Source organism: Deefgea chitinilytica, assembly GCF_016881405.1.
GTDB lineage: Bacteria > Pseudomonadota > Gammaproteobacteria > Burkholderiales > Chitinibacteraceae > Deefgea > Deefgea chitinilytica.
The window spans coordinates 1-14,245 of sequence record NZ_WOFE01000006.1 but is presented as its reverse complement, the minus strand read 5'-3'; the positions used below and the strand labels follow the sequence as shown (position 1 = coordinate 14,245).

Genomic DNA, 14,245 nt, shown 5'->3' with positions numbered 1-14,245 from the left:
TGTATTCCTTTTCAATCCAATCATTTAACCCGACGTATATCAATGCAGTCATTAATAAACATTGACTACATCGATATACCCAATTTATATCATTTAAGCTTTTGCACTTGCAAGCTGACCGTCCACCACTGGAACCGGCTGGCTTTGATCTTTGCCGAGCAAGCGAATCGCAAATACCGCCAAGAACATCACACCTGCAGCAAACACGATGTCGCCCGGCACGCGCAACCACACCAAGGTTTCCATCACCGGCGAGTGGATGATTTCAGCCGAACGCGCATACCACAAACCATGCTCGACACTGGCGGCAGCCTGATAAATCCCCGCCGGCAACAACGACATAAACACCATCATCGCCAAACCAATATTCATGCTCCAGAAGGCTGGTTTGAGTAGTTTGTCATTCCATTTCGCCGCAGGCGTTAAACCGCGCAGGCAGAACAACATCAAACCAATACCGAGCATGCCATACACACCAAACAACGCGGCATGGCCATGAGCGGCTGTCATGTTCAGACCTTGCACGTAGTACAGCGAAATCGGTGGATTGATCGCAAAACCCAGTAAACCAGCACCGACGGTATTCCAGAAACCCACCGCCACGAAACACATAATCGCCCAACGATATTTCTCGACCCACGGTGCGGCTTTAGTATGGCGATAAGTGTGGTAAGCCTCCGCCGCAATCAGCGCCAACGGTACGACTTCGAGCGCCGAGAACATCGCTCCCACAGCAATAACTGAAGTCGGCGAACCGGTGAAATACAAGTGATGTAAAGTACCCAAAATACCGCCGAACAAGAACACGATGGTTTCCAACACAATCGCACGATTGGCTGATGCGGTACGAATCAAACCCAAGCGGCTGAGTAGCAAAGCAATCACAGCGGTTGCGAATACTTCAAAGAAGCCTTCCACCCACAAATGCACCAACCACCAGCGCCAGTATTCAATCATCGCGTAGTGCGTTTTTTGTCCCCATACCAAAGACGAGGCGTAGAACAAGCCAATACAGACCGCAGAAACAAACACCATCGCGATCAAGCCTTGGCTTTCTGACGGTTTGCGCAGCGCAGGCCATAGACCACGGCCAAGTAAAGTCGCCCAAATCAACAGGCCGACAAACAGCAAGATTTGCCAAACACGGCCCATGCTGGTGTATTCCAACCCTTGATTACCCAGCCAAAAGCTGTACTCAGTGCCCAAACGTTGCAACGTACCGATCCAACCAGTAGCAATCGAACCCACCACAATCAACAGCAAGGCATAAAACAACGCATCGGTGCCCAGCTTTTGGAACTTCGGCTCTTTGCCGCCCAACACCGGAGCCAAAAATAAACCCGTCGCCAACCACGCCGTTGCAATCCACAGCACGCCCAACTGAGTATGAATCGTGCGGCTAATGGTAAATGGCAACACTTCGGCCAGCGGAATACCAAAGAAACTACCGCCTTCCACTTGATAATGCGCCGACACAATCCCCATGCCGACTTGTGCTAGCAACAAGCCAATCACCACGTAAAAATATTTCAGCGTCGCCTTCATCGATGGTGTGAGTTGCAAGTTAATCAGCGGATCTTTTTCCGGACAGACCGCAGGTTCTTCTTCACGCTGCATATTGTGAAACAGCACCATCGCGGCAATACCCGCAATCAGCAAAATAATGCTGGCGATCGACCACATGCTGGTACCAGTCGTTGGCGTATTTTCAACCAGTGGTTCATGCGGCCAATTGCTGGTGTACGACAAATGACTCTCGCCCGGACGATTGGTTGCCGCCGCCCATGCTGACCAGAAGAAAAACGCTGGCAAGGCTTTTAAATCGTCGGCATTTTTAATCGAGCCAGAAATCATCGCGTATTGTTCACGCAATTTGTCTTGTGCTGGATCAGTACCAAACAAACCTTCGTAATGCGCTGCGACTTGCGCCATGGCCACCGCACGATCAGCTTGAATCGTCACAGTATCGCTGGTTTTGTCGTAGGTATTACTGCGCATCACTGAAACAAGGCGCACATCGAGTGGCGCTTGCTCTTCACGTGTGAGCTGTTCGTAATCTTTCTTGAATTGCTGTTGTGCCCAAATATTGCGCAGCACAATCGCTTCACGATGCAGCCAATCAGCCGACCAATCGGGTGCAACATAACTGCCATGCCCCCACACCGAGCCCATCTGCTGGCCACCCGCCGACAACCAAGCTTCTTGGCCGCGCTGGATTTGCTCGCCGGTATATAAAACCTGCCCGCTACTGCTAACAACTTGCTGCGGAATCGGTGGTTTATCGAGGTAAATTTCTCTGCCTATCCAGCCTAAAGCGGCGAATGACAGGAAAAATACCACCGCAAGCCAGCGCCAAAGATTGCGCGTTTTTTGCATGATGACTCTCCTAGAGTGATAAAAATGAGCTGCAAGTGCATTAGTTGCATTTTATATGCATGTTTTATGAACATGCAATAAAAATACACATTAAAGAATGATTTATTCTGCACACGATCAACAAAGCAGACTAGGAACCAGTAAGAAACAGATTATTTGGCGGGTATATAAATAAACAGTAAATAAATTAATGGATATAAAGATATACCCATTAATTTTATCGAATCCGGTTTTCAGAGGTGAAGCCAGCAGGGAGAAATTCGATTGCAAAGATTGCGCCCAGCTCAACTGGGTTGCTAATCAGATCGGCCAGCGTGTAGCGATCAAGCACTGCATACAACGCCTGCAGAGCTTCATTCAGGATGAATTTGAGGCGACAGACACTGGCGATATTGCAGCTATTGTTTTCGCGATCAAAGCACTCGACCATCGGACTGTCTTCTTCGCTAATCCGCACTAAAGCGCCAATATTGATCGCTACTGGTGGGCGTGATAACAGCATGCCGCCCCCCTTACCGCGCATTGTGTTGATAAAACCCTGTCGCGACAAAAAATTAACGACCTTCATCAAGTGATTATCCGAAATGCCATACGCCTGCGCGATTTCGCTACGCGTCACCACACCGCCTTCTTTCGTGGCAACATAAATCAGTGTCCGCAAACAGTAATCGGTAAAGACATTCAGACGCATATACTGGTACCCTTCATCAAACAAACATTTTCAATGCATATTAACCCAGAATGGGCTGCCTGCAATGGGTGCTTGTACTGATTTCACTTCTACCTCTAAAGAATATGTCTGACTGAAATCAAATCAGCACGCCGTAAAGCTGCATAGGCTGTTGCAATTATCTCAAGGAGTACCAGCGATGAGTATCACCACAGCATTACAACAACAGCATCGCCATTGCGATGATTTTCTGGCGCAAGCTGAAAGCGCGGCCCGCGCGGCACAGTGGGGGGATTGCGTAACAGCGACGCAAGTTTTTTGCCAAATGACCGAGGCGCATTTTGCACTAGAGGAAGAATCGCTGTTTCCTGCGTTCGAGCAGGCCACCGGCATGAGTAGCGGGCCAACGCAGGTAATGCGCTGTGAACACGCGCAGGCCCGAGATTTAATGCAAGGCCTGCAAGATGCGTCGCAAAATCGAGATGCCGATGACTTTATCGGCTGCGCCGAAACACTGTTGATCCTGCTGCAGCAACACAATATGAAAGAGGAAAATATCCTGTATCCGATGTGTGATCGCAGTATTCCTGAATTTGCCGAACGGCTCGCGTAAACCATGCCCAATCTCAACATGGATTTGCGCGGATTCGCTCCACCTGAGCCGATAGAGCAGATTTTACAGTGGCTTGATGTGGCGATAGCGGGCGAAAACCTCGTTGCGCATCTACCCCACACACCTTACCCGCTGTACGATTATTTACGAACACGTTCCTGCCACTGGGAGTGTGTTGCGCAAGCTGATGGTTCGGCCATTCTGACCCTGTATCGAGACTGAGCAATGTTTCAGCCTGAATTTAGCTTACCCGTCGCACTACCGCTGCGTTTTTTTCGTATAGCGCCAATTTGGCTCGCACTGGTCGCGATACTGGCATTCAGTTTGGATGAGAGCGACTGGCAGCAGCGATTTTCACCCTCCATGCTCGCCATCACACATCTGCTGATGTTGGGTTTTGTGGGCAATATCATGATTGGCGCTTTGCTACAGGTCAGCGCGGTACTAGCGGGTGTTCGGGCGAAAAATCCGCTCTTCTGGGGTAGCCAGCTATGGCTGGCACTGCAAAGTGGAACCGTGCTACTGGCAGTCGGTTTGTGGCAAATGCAGCTGATCTGGCTGCAGGGCGCGGCATTTATCCTATTCGCCAGTCTGGGTGGATTGGTGTTTTGGCTGCTGATCGCGCTATGGCGCAGTGGCGTCGCGACGCCATTGCGCTGGGCGATCGTGGGTTTGGGCTTAACTGTTCTGAGCGGCACGCTGCTGGTCAGTTTGCTCAGCACGGGCTGGCCCACAATCGCGCTGCACGATCTGTTGCGCGCGCATATTGCGCTAGGCAGCATGGGCTGGATCGTTGGTCTGATCGTCGCCGTTGCCTTTACCGTCGTTCCGATGTTTCTGGTCGCACCGGCGTGGCCAAGCCGTTTAAATCGCTATTTGTCGCTAGCCTTGCTGGCGACTGTATTGGCAGTTGTGCTTGATGCACGTTTGCTGATTCTGCTTACACTCCCCGTACTGAGCTGGTTTTTGACGCTACTGAAACTACTCAAACAAAGCCAGCGCCGCGCCGATCCTGCGCGCTACTTGTGGGGCTGGGGTGGCTTCAACCTTTTGCTGGTGGCGGTACTAACCCCATGGATTGATGAATTGTCCGCACTTTTTGACACACCATCACAAGCCCCCGTCATTCTGGCCGGCTATTTCCTATTCGCTGGCGTCATCCCGATTATCACCGCCATGTTGGCTAAAATTATCCCCTTTTTGCTCTGGATGGAGTTCAGACTACAAGTCAAAAGCGGTGGCAATCTGCGACATATGGGGCAACTTTTCCCCGAACGCTGGCTCAGAAAGTTGGCATACCTAAGCTTTACCATGAGTATGTCTTTCTTGCCGCTGTACTTATTTGCATCGAAGGCAATACCCATTTTTTTATTAATTTATGCCGCTAGCTTAAGTTATTGCCTAGAAAAAGCCTTGAGGGTACAGAAAAAAGCCTACTTTTCTTAAGTCTTAGTGGGGAAATTCTCGCTAGGCGTACGAAATGCCTACTAGACATGATGCTCAGCTACGACACATCAGTGACCACTTTGGCCGAACTGTCGATGCCAGTGAGTGAAATATGAGAGACCGCTAACCAAGCGGTTGCGGTATTAATTATTTCTAGAAAAACCCAAAGCTACTCGGCTAAAACGGAGAAGCTTGCAGTCTAATGTTGAGCCATCAACTTTGCCTATTAGATTCATACAACCAATAGCTAAAGTAATCACCTCAGGCAACATATATTGCTTGCATGCCAATAGCAGCATTAGAAAATTCATCAGGTGGGATATATCGCCCTTGCGAGTTAGCATCAAGATAATCAGCCCACCACTGCAGCATGCGCTGGCGTTCAGCCAAATACAAAGCATTGCGCTTGTAAATCTGCTCTACGCGATTGCCACTGCCGCCTTCGTGTCCAATGTGTCGTTCGATTGCATCACGGCTAAAACGGTTTGATTCATTGAGCGATGAAACCATCATGGTTCGAAAGCCATGTAGGCAGATGTCGCTAGCAGTGTTGTATCCAATCTTCTTCAACATATTGTTGACTGTATTTTCACTGATCGGTGTACCTAATTTGCGACCTTGAAATACAAAAACTGCATCACCGTTTAATTTACGCAGTAGTGTAATCAGCTCAATTGCTTGATGAGACAAGTAGATGATTCGTTCACGGCGCATTTTCTCACCGCGAACTGAATTCGGTACGCCCTCTACTTCCTCACGTTCGCCTGGAATCGTCCAAATAGCTTTGTCTAAATCAAACTCAGTCCAACGAGCAAATCGAAACTCGGATGAGCGCGCCCCTGTCAATAAAGCAAACTTGGTGGCCGTTTTGACTGTTACCAAACCTTGGTAAGCATTAATCCGACTCATTAGCTCAGCTAACTCAGATAGCGGCAATGCTGGGCGATTAACCGGCTTGCGTGTTGGAATAGCCCCTTGCAGATCTAAGGCAGGATTTGACTTGATCCTTCCAATCTGCACGGCATAGCGCATAATAACGGTTATGTATTGGCGATAAGCTTTTGCAAGATTATAAGTACCTCGCTGAGCCACGAAAGTCAGTGGCTGAAGCAGATCATGGGTTGCTAAGCTATCAACAGCTCGATTTCCAATGATCGGGAAAATATCAGCAATGAGGCGTTTCATAATCCGCTCAGCATGACTAGGGATCCAGGTTCCACTCTTGACCTCTTTTTTGTGCCATGCCCGCGCTACGGCCTCGAAAGTATTTTCTTGCTGATAAAGCTCGGCGGCTACTTTTTCTTCTCTTGCTTTTTTTGCAGTGGTTGGCTCTACGCCATCAGCCAACATTTCTTTGGCCTTGAGTGCACGAGCTCTGGCATCAGCTAGATCAGGCTTACTCAGATTACAGACGCCCAGCGATATTGTTTTTTGTTTACCCTGATATCGATACGGTAGCTTCCAATAGCCAGAATCGCCCATCACCCATAAAGACAAGCCAAATCCACAGGCAATTTTGCAAGGAGGCGACTTCAGCCCTGAAGCGATATATTCTTGAGCTTGACCTATTTTTTTCTTGAGAGCCAGAACACTTAAATTATCCGATTTTGATATGCCAGCCATCAGCGAAACCCTCTTTTGATACCCATTGATTAGCCATTGTTGGTTCATTTGATGGTCTTTTTCAATAAAAAAACACATCAAACTCAACAAGATCAATACGTTGGGCATCTAATCGAGTGTCGTGTTGGCACCACAAAAAACATTAACCCCGACAAGCTCAGCTTCGCGGGGTTTTTTGTTGTCTATCGCAACCCCTGCCAAACCCGTTGTACTGCTACGCGCTACCACTTACAGAAAATGCCAGCCTCAGCTTTTACAGCACTTCGCAAATGGATTTATCCAAGCTGGGCGAATCCAATATCAAGGCCAATCTGAAAAAATACATCCAGTCATTTAGCCGCGATGCGCACGAGATTTTTGATCACTTTAAATTTGCCGAATTCATTGGCCTCTTGAACGACGCCAATCTGCTGTACAAAATCGTGCAGAAAGTGCGCCTTACCGAAATAAATCGGGACGTAGATCAGATCGACTTGCGACAAACCTCGACAGTGATGCAATATCAAATCATCACTCAAGGGGCAACGATTGTGGGCGCTGGACTCGCAAGCCGCCATTTTCAAGAGCTTAGACTTTGCAATTGCCAATCACCATTGCAGTAATCTCCCAGCATCCTGAAGATTTTTTAACCTACCGCCAAACCTTGCTTTTGAAAAAAGAATATGGAATAAACAAAGCCTAATGATGGTGAGCAGAATCAAAAGCATGGCACAAACCTGCCCCGATTGGCTAAAAATAAAACGCTAGCTCCAACATAACTTCGAAGCGATTGCCCTCGAATAGCATACTAAAGAATAACCAGCAGCATCTAGGTTGCAAGTCAGGCAGATCGCATTATGAAATACTTAAAAACCGATATTTCTCCAATCGTCGCTCAGCGGACAACCCTAGAAAGAAGCCAACACAAACAAAAGCCCGCAGGCTGCGGGCTTTAAAAATTAAATCATCTACTGCGCATTAGAATGGAATATCGTCTTCGAAGTCATCAAAGTTGCGCGCTGGTTTGGCTGCGGCTTGGGGTGGCGCTTGGCGCGGGGCTTGTTGCATCGGGGCGCTGTATTCTTGGTTGAAATCGTCGCCGCCACCTTGTTGGTTGTAGCCGCCCCCCATGCCACCGCCTCCATCGCCACGACCGCCGAGCATTTGCATTTGGTCGGCGATAATTTCCGTGGTGTAACGATCGGCGCCCGTTTGCTTGTCTTGCCATTTGCGCGTTTGCAAACGACCTTCGATGTATACGCTGCTGCCTTTTTTCAGGTATTGACCCGCAATTTCAGCCAAACGGCCATACATGCTGATGTTGTGCCATTCGGTTTTTTCTTGTTTTTGACCGGATTGCTTATCTTTCCAGCTTTCTGTCGTTGCAATCGAAAAATTGCACACCGCATTGCCGTTCGGCATAAAGCGGGTTTCTGGGTCGCGGCCCAAGTTGCCAATCAATAAAACTTTATTCAATGAGGCCATTCGTACACTCCAATTCGTTCAATTCAAATATTTAAGCGGTTCAATCTCGGTACAAAACAAGGCAGCAAGGCAATCAAACCCTGCGCTGTTACAGACCGACGTATTCAATTGGTTTCGTCAATTAATTGCTCAACAGCGGCTTCGTCGTAGCCATCTTGCAGCACTTTAAGCAAGGCGACGCGTTCATCAAGTAGCACCACGGCTTCCTTTACACCATCAATAGCGCCTAGTTTAGCAGACAGCAGGCCAGCGTCGCCCGACCATTCCTCGCCAATGTGAAACATTTGGGTTTTCACTGGCAACGGAGGGCGCATTCCCCATGACACCCCCAGCCAAATCGCCATCAAACCAGCGCAGAGCGCAAAGACCGGCACTGGGCTTTGGAAATGTTGATACAAATACCCCGCCAGCGCCGAGCCAATAAACATGCTCGCCGCTTGGCAAGTGTTGTAAACACCCATCGCGGTGCCTTTCGCGGCGGTGGGGGCGATTTTGGAAATTAACGATGGTTGCGTGGCTTCCAGAATATTAAACGCGATGAAGTAGATGGCTAACCAAGCGACAATCCACGCCAAACTAGGCATCCACAAAGTCATTCCCAGTTGCGCGATGAACATCAAAGCAATTGCAAACAAGAAAACTTCTTTCAGGTGATGTTTTTTCTCACCATAAATAATCGCTGGCACCATGAGCACAAAACCCACCACGACCACTGGTAGGTAAATCCACCAATGATGCGCTACATCAACACCACCGACTTTGGTCAGCAACAACGGCATCACGGTAAACATCGCCATTTGCGCGGCGTGCAGTGCAAATACACCGTAATTGAGGCGCAATAACTGCGCGTCTTGCAATACTTGTGGCAAGCGGCTGGTATTGGCTTCGGCATCCGAATGAAAACGAGACACCGTAGGATTAGGAATGATTTTCCACACACCGATGAGCGCAAAAATACCCAACATACCGGTCAGCAAAAAAATGCCGGGCAAGCCAATCCATTTGGCCAAAGTGGGCGCCGCCACTAAAGAAATCGCAAACGACGAGGCAATCGCAGCGCCAATCATCGCCATCGCCTTGGTGCGATGTTCTTCACGCGTCAAATCGGCCAGCAAAGCCGTCACCGCCGCCGAAATCGCGCCTGCGCCCTGCACCGCGCGGCCAACAATCAGCCACGCAATGTGATCGGCCATCGCACACATCAGCGAACCAATCACAAATAAAGCCAAGCCGATGTAGATGACTTTTTTGCGGCCAACTCGGTCCGACCACATGCCAAATGGCAATTGCAGCAAGGCTTGCGTGAGCCCGTAGGCACCAAAGGCCAAACCCACCATCGTGTGATTTTCACCACCGGGCAAATGCCCTGCGTACACCGCAAACACTGGCAGAATAAGAAACATGCCCAGCATTCGCAGCGCATACAAACCAGCAAGGCTAGTGGCGGCGCGAAATTCAAGGGCAGACATGCGAGAAGCAGCAGACATCAGGCGACACATTCAAAAAGGATGGGCGATTTTAACAGCTCAGGGCATGAATGACAGCGTTTGCTTTGGGATCTGGCGAGAAGTCTTCGCAGAGTAAAATAGATCACGTACAACATCAATGGGTATATTTCTAAATACAAGTCTCGTTAATATCTACAGAGAAATACCCATAGTAATTCGACCATGCTCAGATTAGATGTTGATATTGTTTCTCGATCGTCGAGCTGGGGATTTTAAAACATCTCATATCAAGCCGACGAAGTCGGTGCGGATATATGGGTCGCCTTCTTTTGCTTACTTTTCGCAGCGAAAAGAAAAGTAAGTCCCCGTCGCGGATTGCGACTGTAAAACACCGTGCCGTAGGCACTTAAAACCATCGACACGTAATCTGAACAAAGCCAGCAATTCAATTAAACTTCTGAATTTGCCGGATGCGCTCGATTCGCTGCGTTCGCCAAATCAGTAAAACACGGATCCGTTTCGGCCAAGCGCGTAAACTTTGCGGCAAACCATGGCGCGTCGTACCAGCCGACATTCACGCTGTGCTTCACATCATCCCACAAGGAAAAAAACCAGCGCCGCGCCGCATAACCTGCCGCCAACGAACATTGCTCGATATACGTTTCCAGCAAGCGCCATTGCGGATAGGCATCGGCCAAATGAAAAATATCTTGTTCGCGGTGACGATACGCCACGTCGCACGGATCAATCGCGGCGGTGGGCAAACCGGTGACCACGTCATATAGAAAATTACAGGCATGTGGATCGTCATGGCATAGCGACGACGGCCCCGTGATCGGCGCTAAAAATCGCTCACGCTCGTCCCATAATTTGGCATACGCTGCGCGCAACTCGGGGGGAAAATGGCGAATCATTCGCAACAATGAATTGCTGTAAAGGTCGCGTCCATGATTCAAAAGCAGGTAAAAACTCGTTGGTAAACGAGCCATCGGCATGCTCAAAACCACGCGCATCACTCACGGCATGCCATGCCAGCATCTGCTCAACAATCATCTGTGCTGTTTGCTGTGGGTTGGGTAAGAATTCTGGCAATTCCCAAGCAGGAACGCCGCTCAGTCTAGGCATCAGTAGCGTATCCAACTCGCCCTGCTCACTCGCAACAAAACCATGGAACAAAATCTCCGGCATCGGCAATACACTATGTGGCCGCAGACGATTTAAAGCATTCACTTCGCTCGCCAAGCGGCCAGCTTGCCGCGAGAACTTCACCACATACTCGCCCTGCTCGCTGGTAATAAAAACCACGTGCCCATAAAAACTGGGGACCTCGCCAGCAACCGTGACATTTTCAAGGCCAACTTGTGCCGCTAGCCCTAGAGCAGGCTCTCGATAGTGTGAAGTTTCCATAGTGAGGAGTCTCAAGAAGTTGGGTTTAGGGTATATTACCCGATTGCCTTGCGCCCCCACTATTTCAATTCTGGATTCAAACCTGACTTTGTCGGCGTCGTCTTTGATTCAGAATCGAAATATACCGAGCTGCGCCGCTTTCAATGAGAAGAAACATGTATCGTGCGACCGAACAAACCGATATCCCGATGATCCGCATCCGCGGAGCCCGTACGCATAATTTAAAAAACGTCAATTTAGATTTGCCGCGCGGCAAATTGGTGGTAATTACCGGGCTATCTGGCTCGGGAAAATCATCGTTGGCGTTTGACACTTTGTATGCCGAAGGTCAACGACGTTACGTTGAATCGCTATCGGCGTACGCACGGCAATTTTTGCAATTGATGGAAAAGCCTGATGTCGATTTGATCGAAGGCCTGTCGCCTGCGATCTCCATCGAGCAAAAAGCCACCAGCCATAATCCGCGCTCGACGGTCGGTACCGTCACCGAAATTCACGACTATCTGCGCCTGTTGTTTGCTCGCGTCGGCACGCCGTTTTGCCCTGAGCACAATCAAGCGCTGGAAAGCCAAACCGTCAGCCAAATGGTCGACCATGTATTGGCACTGCCCGAAGACACCAAGCTAATGATTTTGGCGCCGGTGATTATGGGCAAAAAAGGCGAAAACGCTGACTTGCTCGATGATTTACGTGCGCAAGGCTTTGTCCGCGTCCGCATTGACGGCGAAGTGTTTGAGTTGGATGAAACACCAAAACTCGACAAAAACAAAAAACACACCATTGATGTCGTCATCGACCGCCTCAAAGTGCGCGCTGATTTACAGCAGCGCCTAGCAGAAAGTTTTGAAACCGCACTGCGCCACGCCGAAGGCCGCGCGATTGCGGTGGAAATGGATTCAGGCAAAGAGCATTGGTTTTCAGCAAAGTTTGCCTGCCCGGTGTGTAGCTACAGCTTGCCCGAACTTGAGCCGCGCTTGTTCTCATTTAACAACCCGATGGGCGCGTGCCCCTCGTGTGATGGCCTCGGGCATCGCACCTTTTTTGACCCACGCCGCGTCGTGGCGCACCCCGATTTGAGCTTGGCAGCAGGTGCAGTTAAAGGCTGGGATAAGCGCAATCAGTTTTATTTTCAAATGCTGATGAGCATCGCTGAGCATTATGGTTTTGATATCAATACCGCATGGAATGAGCTAACTGAAGAAGTGCAAAATGCGATTTTGTACGGCTCAGGCTTTGATGAAATCGCCTTTATGTACACCAATGAGCGTGGCCATAAAGTCGAACGTGTACATTCGTTTGAAGGGATTATTCCGAATTTAGAACGCCGCTATAAAGAAACCGATTCGATGGCGGTGCGTGAAGAACTCGCTAAATATCAAAACAATCAAGTTTGCCCAAGCTGTGACGGCGCGCGTTTACGCCTTGAAGCGCGTCATGTCAAAGTTGGGGGTATCAATCTGCATGCCATATCTAAAATGGCCTTGCGCGATACACTGCACTTTTTTACTCACCTACACCTCGAAGGTGCCAAAGCGCAAATTGCCGAAAAAATCGTCAAAGAAGTCGGCGAGCGTTTGGGCTTTTTGGTCAATGTGGGTCTGGATTATCTGTGCCTTGAGCGCAGCGCCGATACCTTGTCGGGCGGCGAAGCACAGCGGATTCGCTTGGCGAGCCAGATTGGTTCTGGCCTGACTGGCGTCATGTATGTGCTTGATGAACCGTCGATTGGCCTGCATCAGCGCGACAATGATCGCCTGATCGGCACGCTGATTCATTTGCGCGATTTGGACAATACGGTGATCGTTGTCGAACACGACGAAGACGCAATGCGCGCGGCCGATTGGCTGATCGATATGGGCCCCGGCGCAGGTGTACACGGCGGTGAAGTGATTGCTTACGGCAAGCCCGATGACGTGTTTAATAATCCAGATTCGATTACCGGCCAGTTTATGACCGGCAAACGCAAAATCCACATGCCAGAACAACGCCGCGTTCCCACAGAAGACCGCTGGTTACAGATCAAAGGCGCGAGCGGCAATAACTTGAAAGACGTCACGCTCGATTTGCCGCTGGGCATGATGGTCTGCATTACGGGTGTATCGGGTTCAGGCAAATCAACACTGATTAACGACACACTGTACGCGATTGCGGCGAGAGAACTGAACGGTGCGGGGATTGAATCGTCGCCGTACCGCGAAGTCAGCGGTCTGCAACATCTGGATAAAGTCATCAACGTCGACCAATCGCCGATTGGCCGCACGCCACGCTCGAACCCCGCCACCTACACGGGCCTGTTCACGCCGATTCGTGAACTGTTTTCTGGCGTACCGATGGCGCGTGAACGCGGTTATGGGCCGGGGCGTTTCTCGTTTAACGTCAAAGGCGGCCGCTGCGAAGCGTGTCAGGGCGATGGCGTATTGAAAGTAGAAATGCACTTTTTGCCCGATGTGTACGTGCCGTGCGACGTCTGCCACGGCAAACGCTACAACCGCGAAACGCTGGAAGTGCAATACAAAGGCAAAAACATCACCGAAGTACTGGAAATGACCGTTGAAAACGCGCTGGAATTTTTCAGCGCCGTACCAACCGTCGCGCGCAAATTGCAAACGCTGATGGACGTCGGCTTGGGCTACATCCGCCTCGGCCAAAGCGCAACCACGCTCTCAGGCGGCGAAGCACAGCGCGTGAAACTCGCGCTCGAACTCTCCAAACGCGACACCGGCCGCACGCTGTATATCTTGGACGAGCCCACCACCGGTCTGCATTTCCACGATATCGACTTGCTACTGACCGTCGTGCAACGCCTAGCGGCGCACGGTAACTCAGTCGTCGTGATTGAGCACAATCTGGACGTGATTAAAACCGCCGATTGGATCATCGATCTAGGCCCCGAAGGCGGCGCAGGCGGCGGGCAAATCATCGCCACCGGCACACCGGAAGATGTGGCAGCCAATATGGCGAGTCATACAGGGCTGTATTTGGCAAGGTCGTTGGGGATTTCGAGGGAATAATTTCCATGATAGGTATATGGCTGTAGTCGATTATTAAATTGGGCTACAACCATATACTCATACAGCACCAGCGTAGGGCGGCTTAGCTGAAGGCGTAACCCGCCAATTTAGCGATTGATCCAAATCGGAGTTCAGCGCGGGTCACGACCCGTATATGGACTCCTCCCGGTTTGCAAGCATTTCTCAG

Annotated in this window: 12 protein-coding genes; 5 read left to right on the top strand and 7 right to left on the bottom strand. The window is 50.0% G+C overall.

All coding sequences use genetic code 11. From position 1 onward, the window contains the following. Positions 1–93 precede the first annotated feature (93 nt). A complete protein-coding gene (locus GM173_RS11760) occupies positions 94–2,376 on the bottom strand; it encodes a nitric-oxide reductase large subunit (RefSeq protein WP_203571582.1) in 2,283 nt (760 codons plus the stop codon). A gap of 217 nt (positions 2,377–2,593) precedes the next feature. Next, a complete protein-coding gene (locus GM173_RS11755; protein ID WP_203571581.1) occupies positions 2,594–3,067 on the bottom strand; it encodes an RrF2 family transcriptional regulator in 474 nt (157 codons plus the stop codon). Between the two features lie 178 nt (positions 3,068–3,245). Here GM173_RS11755 and GM173_RS11750 point away from each other — a divergent pair, with 178 nt between their 5' ends. The 3 genes from GM173_RS11750 to GM173_RS11740 are packed head-to-tail and all read left to right on the top strand — an operon-like array spanning position 3,246 to position 5,105. Then, positions 3,246–3,659 (top strand): hemerythrin domain-containing protein, encoded by a 414-nt coding sequence (locus GM173_RS11750; RefSeq protein ID WP_203571580.1) that lies wholly within the window; start codon positions 3,246–3,248, stop codon positions 3,657–3,659. A gap of 3 nt (positions 3,660–3,662) precedes the next feature. After that, a complete protein-coding gene (locus GM173_RS11745; RefSeq protein ID WP_203571579.1) occupies positions 3,663–3,881 on the top strand; it encodes a DUF2249 domain-containing protein in 219 nt (72 codons plus the stop codon). A 3-nt stretch (positions 3,882–3,884) separates the two neighbouring features. Continuing rightward, on the top strand, positions 3,885–5,105 hold the full coding sequence (locus tag GM173_RS11740; protein WP_203571578.1) for a hypothetical protein: 1,221 nt from the start codon (positions 3,885–3,887) through the stop codon (positions 5,103–5,105). Between the two features lie 261 nt (positions 5,106–5,366). Here the strand turns inward: GM173_RS11740 and GM173_RS11735 are convergent, their stop codons facing one another. Then, on the bottom strand, positions 5,367–6,728 hold the full coding sequence (locus GM173_RS11735) for a tyrosine-type recombinase/integrase (RefSeq protein ID WP_203571577.1): 1,362 nt from the start codon (positions 6,726–6,728) through the stop codon (positions 5,367–5,369). A gap of 206 nt (positions 6,729–6,934) precedes the next feature. Between GM173_RS11735 and GM173_RS11730 the strand changes: the two genes are divergently transcribed. Continuing rightward, a complete protein-coding gene (locus GM173_RS11730) occupies positions 6,935–7,330 on the top strand; it encodes a type I restriction-modification system subunit M N-terminal domain-containing protein (protein WP_275412352.1) in 396 nt (131 codons plus the stop codon). 355 nt (positions 7,331–7,685) lie between these two features. Here GM173_RS11730 and ssb read toward each other — a convergent pair whose 3' ends face one another. The 4 genes from ssb to GM173_RS16220 form a co-directional block, all read right to left on the bottom strand. Next, the gene (ssb, locus tag GM173_RS11725) at positions 7,686–8,192 is read right to left on the bottom strand and encodes a single-stranded DNA-binding protein (RefSeq protein WP_203571575.1); all 507 of its coding nucleotides are present in this window, start codon (positions 8,190–8,192) and stop codon (positions 7,686–7,688) included. 104 nt (positions 8,193–8,296) lie between these two features. Next, on the bottom strand, positions 8,297–9,679 hold the full coding sequence (locus GM173_RS11720; RefSeq protein WP_239078500.1) for an MFS transporter: 1,383 nt from the start codon (positions 9,677–9,679) through the stop codon (positions 8,297–8,299). Positions 9,680–10,089: 410 nt separating this feature from the next. Next, positions 10,090–10,554 (bottom strand): phosphotransferase, encoded by a 465-nt coding sequence (locus tag GM173_RS16225; protein ID WP_203571574.1) that lies wholly within the window; start codon positions 10,552–10,554, stop codon positions 10,090–10,092. Further along, a complete protein-coding gene (locus GM173_RS16220) occupies positions 10,493–11,047 on the bottom strand; it encodes a phosphotransferase (protein WP_203571573.1) in 555 nt (184 codons plus the stop codon). The genes GM173_RS16225 and GM173_RS16220 overlap by 62 nt, the downstream gene beginning before the upstream one ends. A 155-nt stretch (positions 11,048–11,202) precedes the next feature. Here GM173_RS16220 and uvrA point away from each other — a divergent pair, with 155 nt between their 5' ends. Continuing rightward, the gene (gene uvrA / locus GM173_RS11705; RefSeq protein WP_203571572.1) at positions 11,203–14,058 is read left to right on the top strand and encodes an excinuclease ABC subunit UvrA; all 2,856 of its coding nucleotides are present in this window, start codon (positions 11,203–11,205) and stop codon (positions 14,056–14,058) included. The last annotated feature ends 187 nt before the right edge of the window (positions 14,059–14,245 follow it).

Bases quoted from the DNA above. Each gene is read 5' to 3' on its own strand.
- GM173_RS16225 (WP_203571574.1), bottom strand. From the start codon at position 10,554: ATGATTCGCCATTTTCCCCCCGAGTTGCGCGCAGCGTATGCCAAATTA.
- uvrA (WP_203571572.1), top strand. From the start codon at position 11,203: ATGTATCGTGCGACCGAACAAACCGATATCCCGATGATCCGCATCCGC.
- GM173_RS11740 (WP_203571578.1), top strand. From the start codon at position 3,885: ATGTTTCAGCCTGAATTTAGCTTACCCGTCGCACTACCGCTGCGTTTT.
- GM173_RS11720 (WP_239078500.1), bottom strand. From the start codon at position 9,679: ATGTCTGCTGCTTCTCGCATGTCTGCCCTTGAATTTCGCGCCGCCACT.
- GM173_RS16220 (WP_203571573.1), bottom strand. From the start codon at position 11,047: ATGGAAACTTCACACTATCGAGAGCCTGCTCTAGGGCTAGCGGCACAA.
- GM173_RS11755 (WP_203571581.1), bottom strand. From the start codon at position 3,067: ATGCGTCTGAATGTCTTTACCGATTACTGTTTGCGGACACTGATTTAT.
- ssb (WP_203571575.1), bottom strand. From the start codon at position 8,192: ATGGCCTCATTGAATAAAGTTTTATTGATTGGCAACTTGGGCCGCGAC.
- GM173_RS11735 (WP_203571577.1), bottom strand. From the start codon at position 6,728: ATGGCTGGCATATCAAAATCGGATAATTTAAGTGTTCTGGCTCTCAAG.
- GM173_RS11745 (WP_203571579.1), top strand. From the start codon at position 3,663: ATGCCCAATCTCAACATGGATTTGCGCGGATTCGCTCCACCTGAGCCG.
- GM173_RS11750 (WP_203571580.1), top strand. From the start codon at position 3,246: ATGAGTATCACCACAGCATTACAACAACAGCATCGCCATTGCGATGAT.
- GM173_RS11760 (WP_203571582.1), bottom strand. From the start codon at position 2,376: ATGCAAAAAACGCGCAATCTTTGGCGCTGGCTTGCGGTGGTATTTTTC.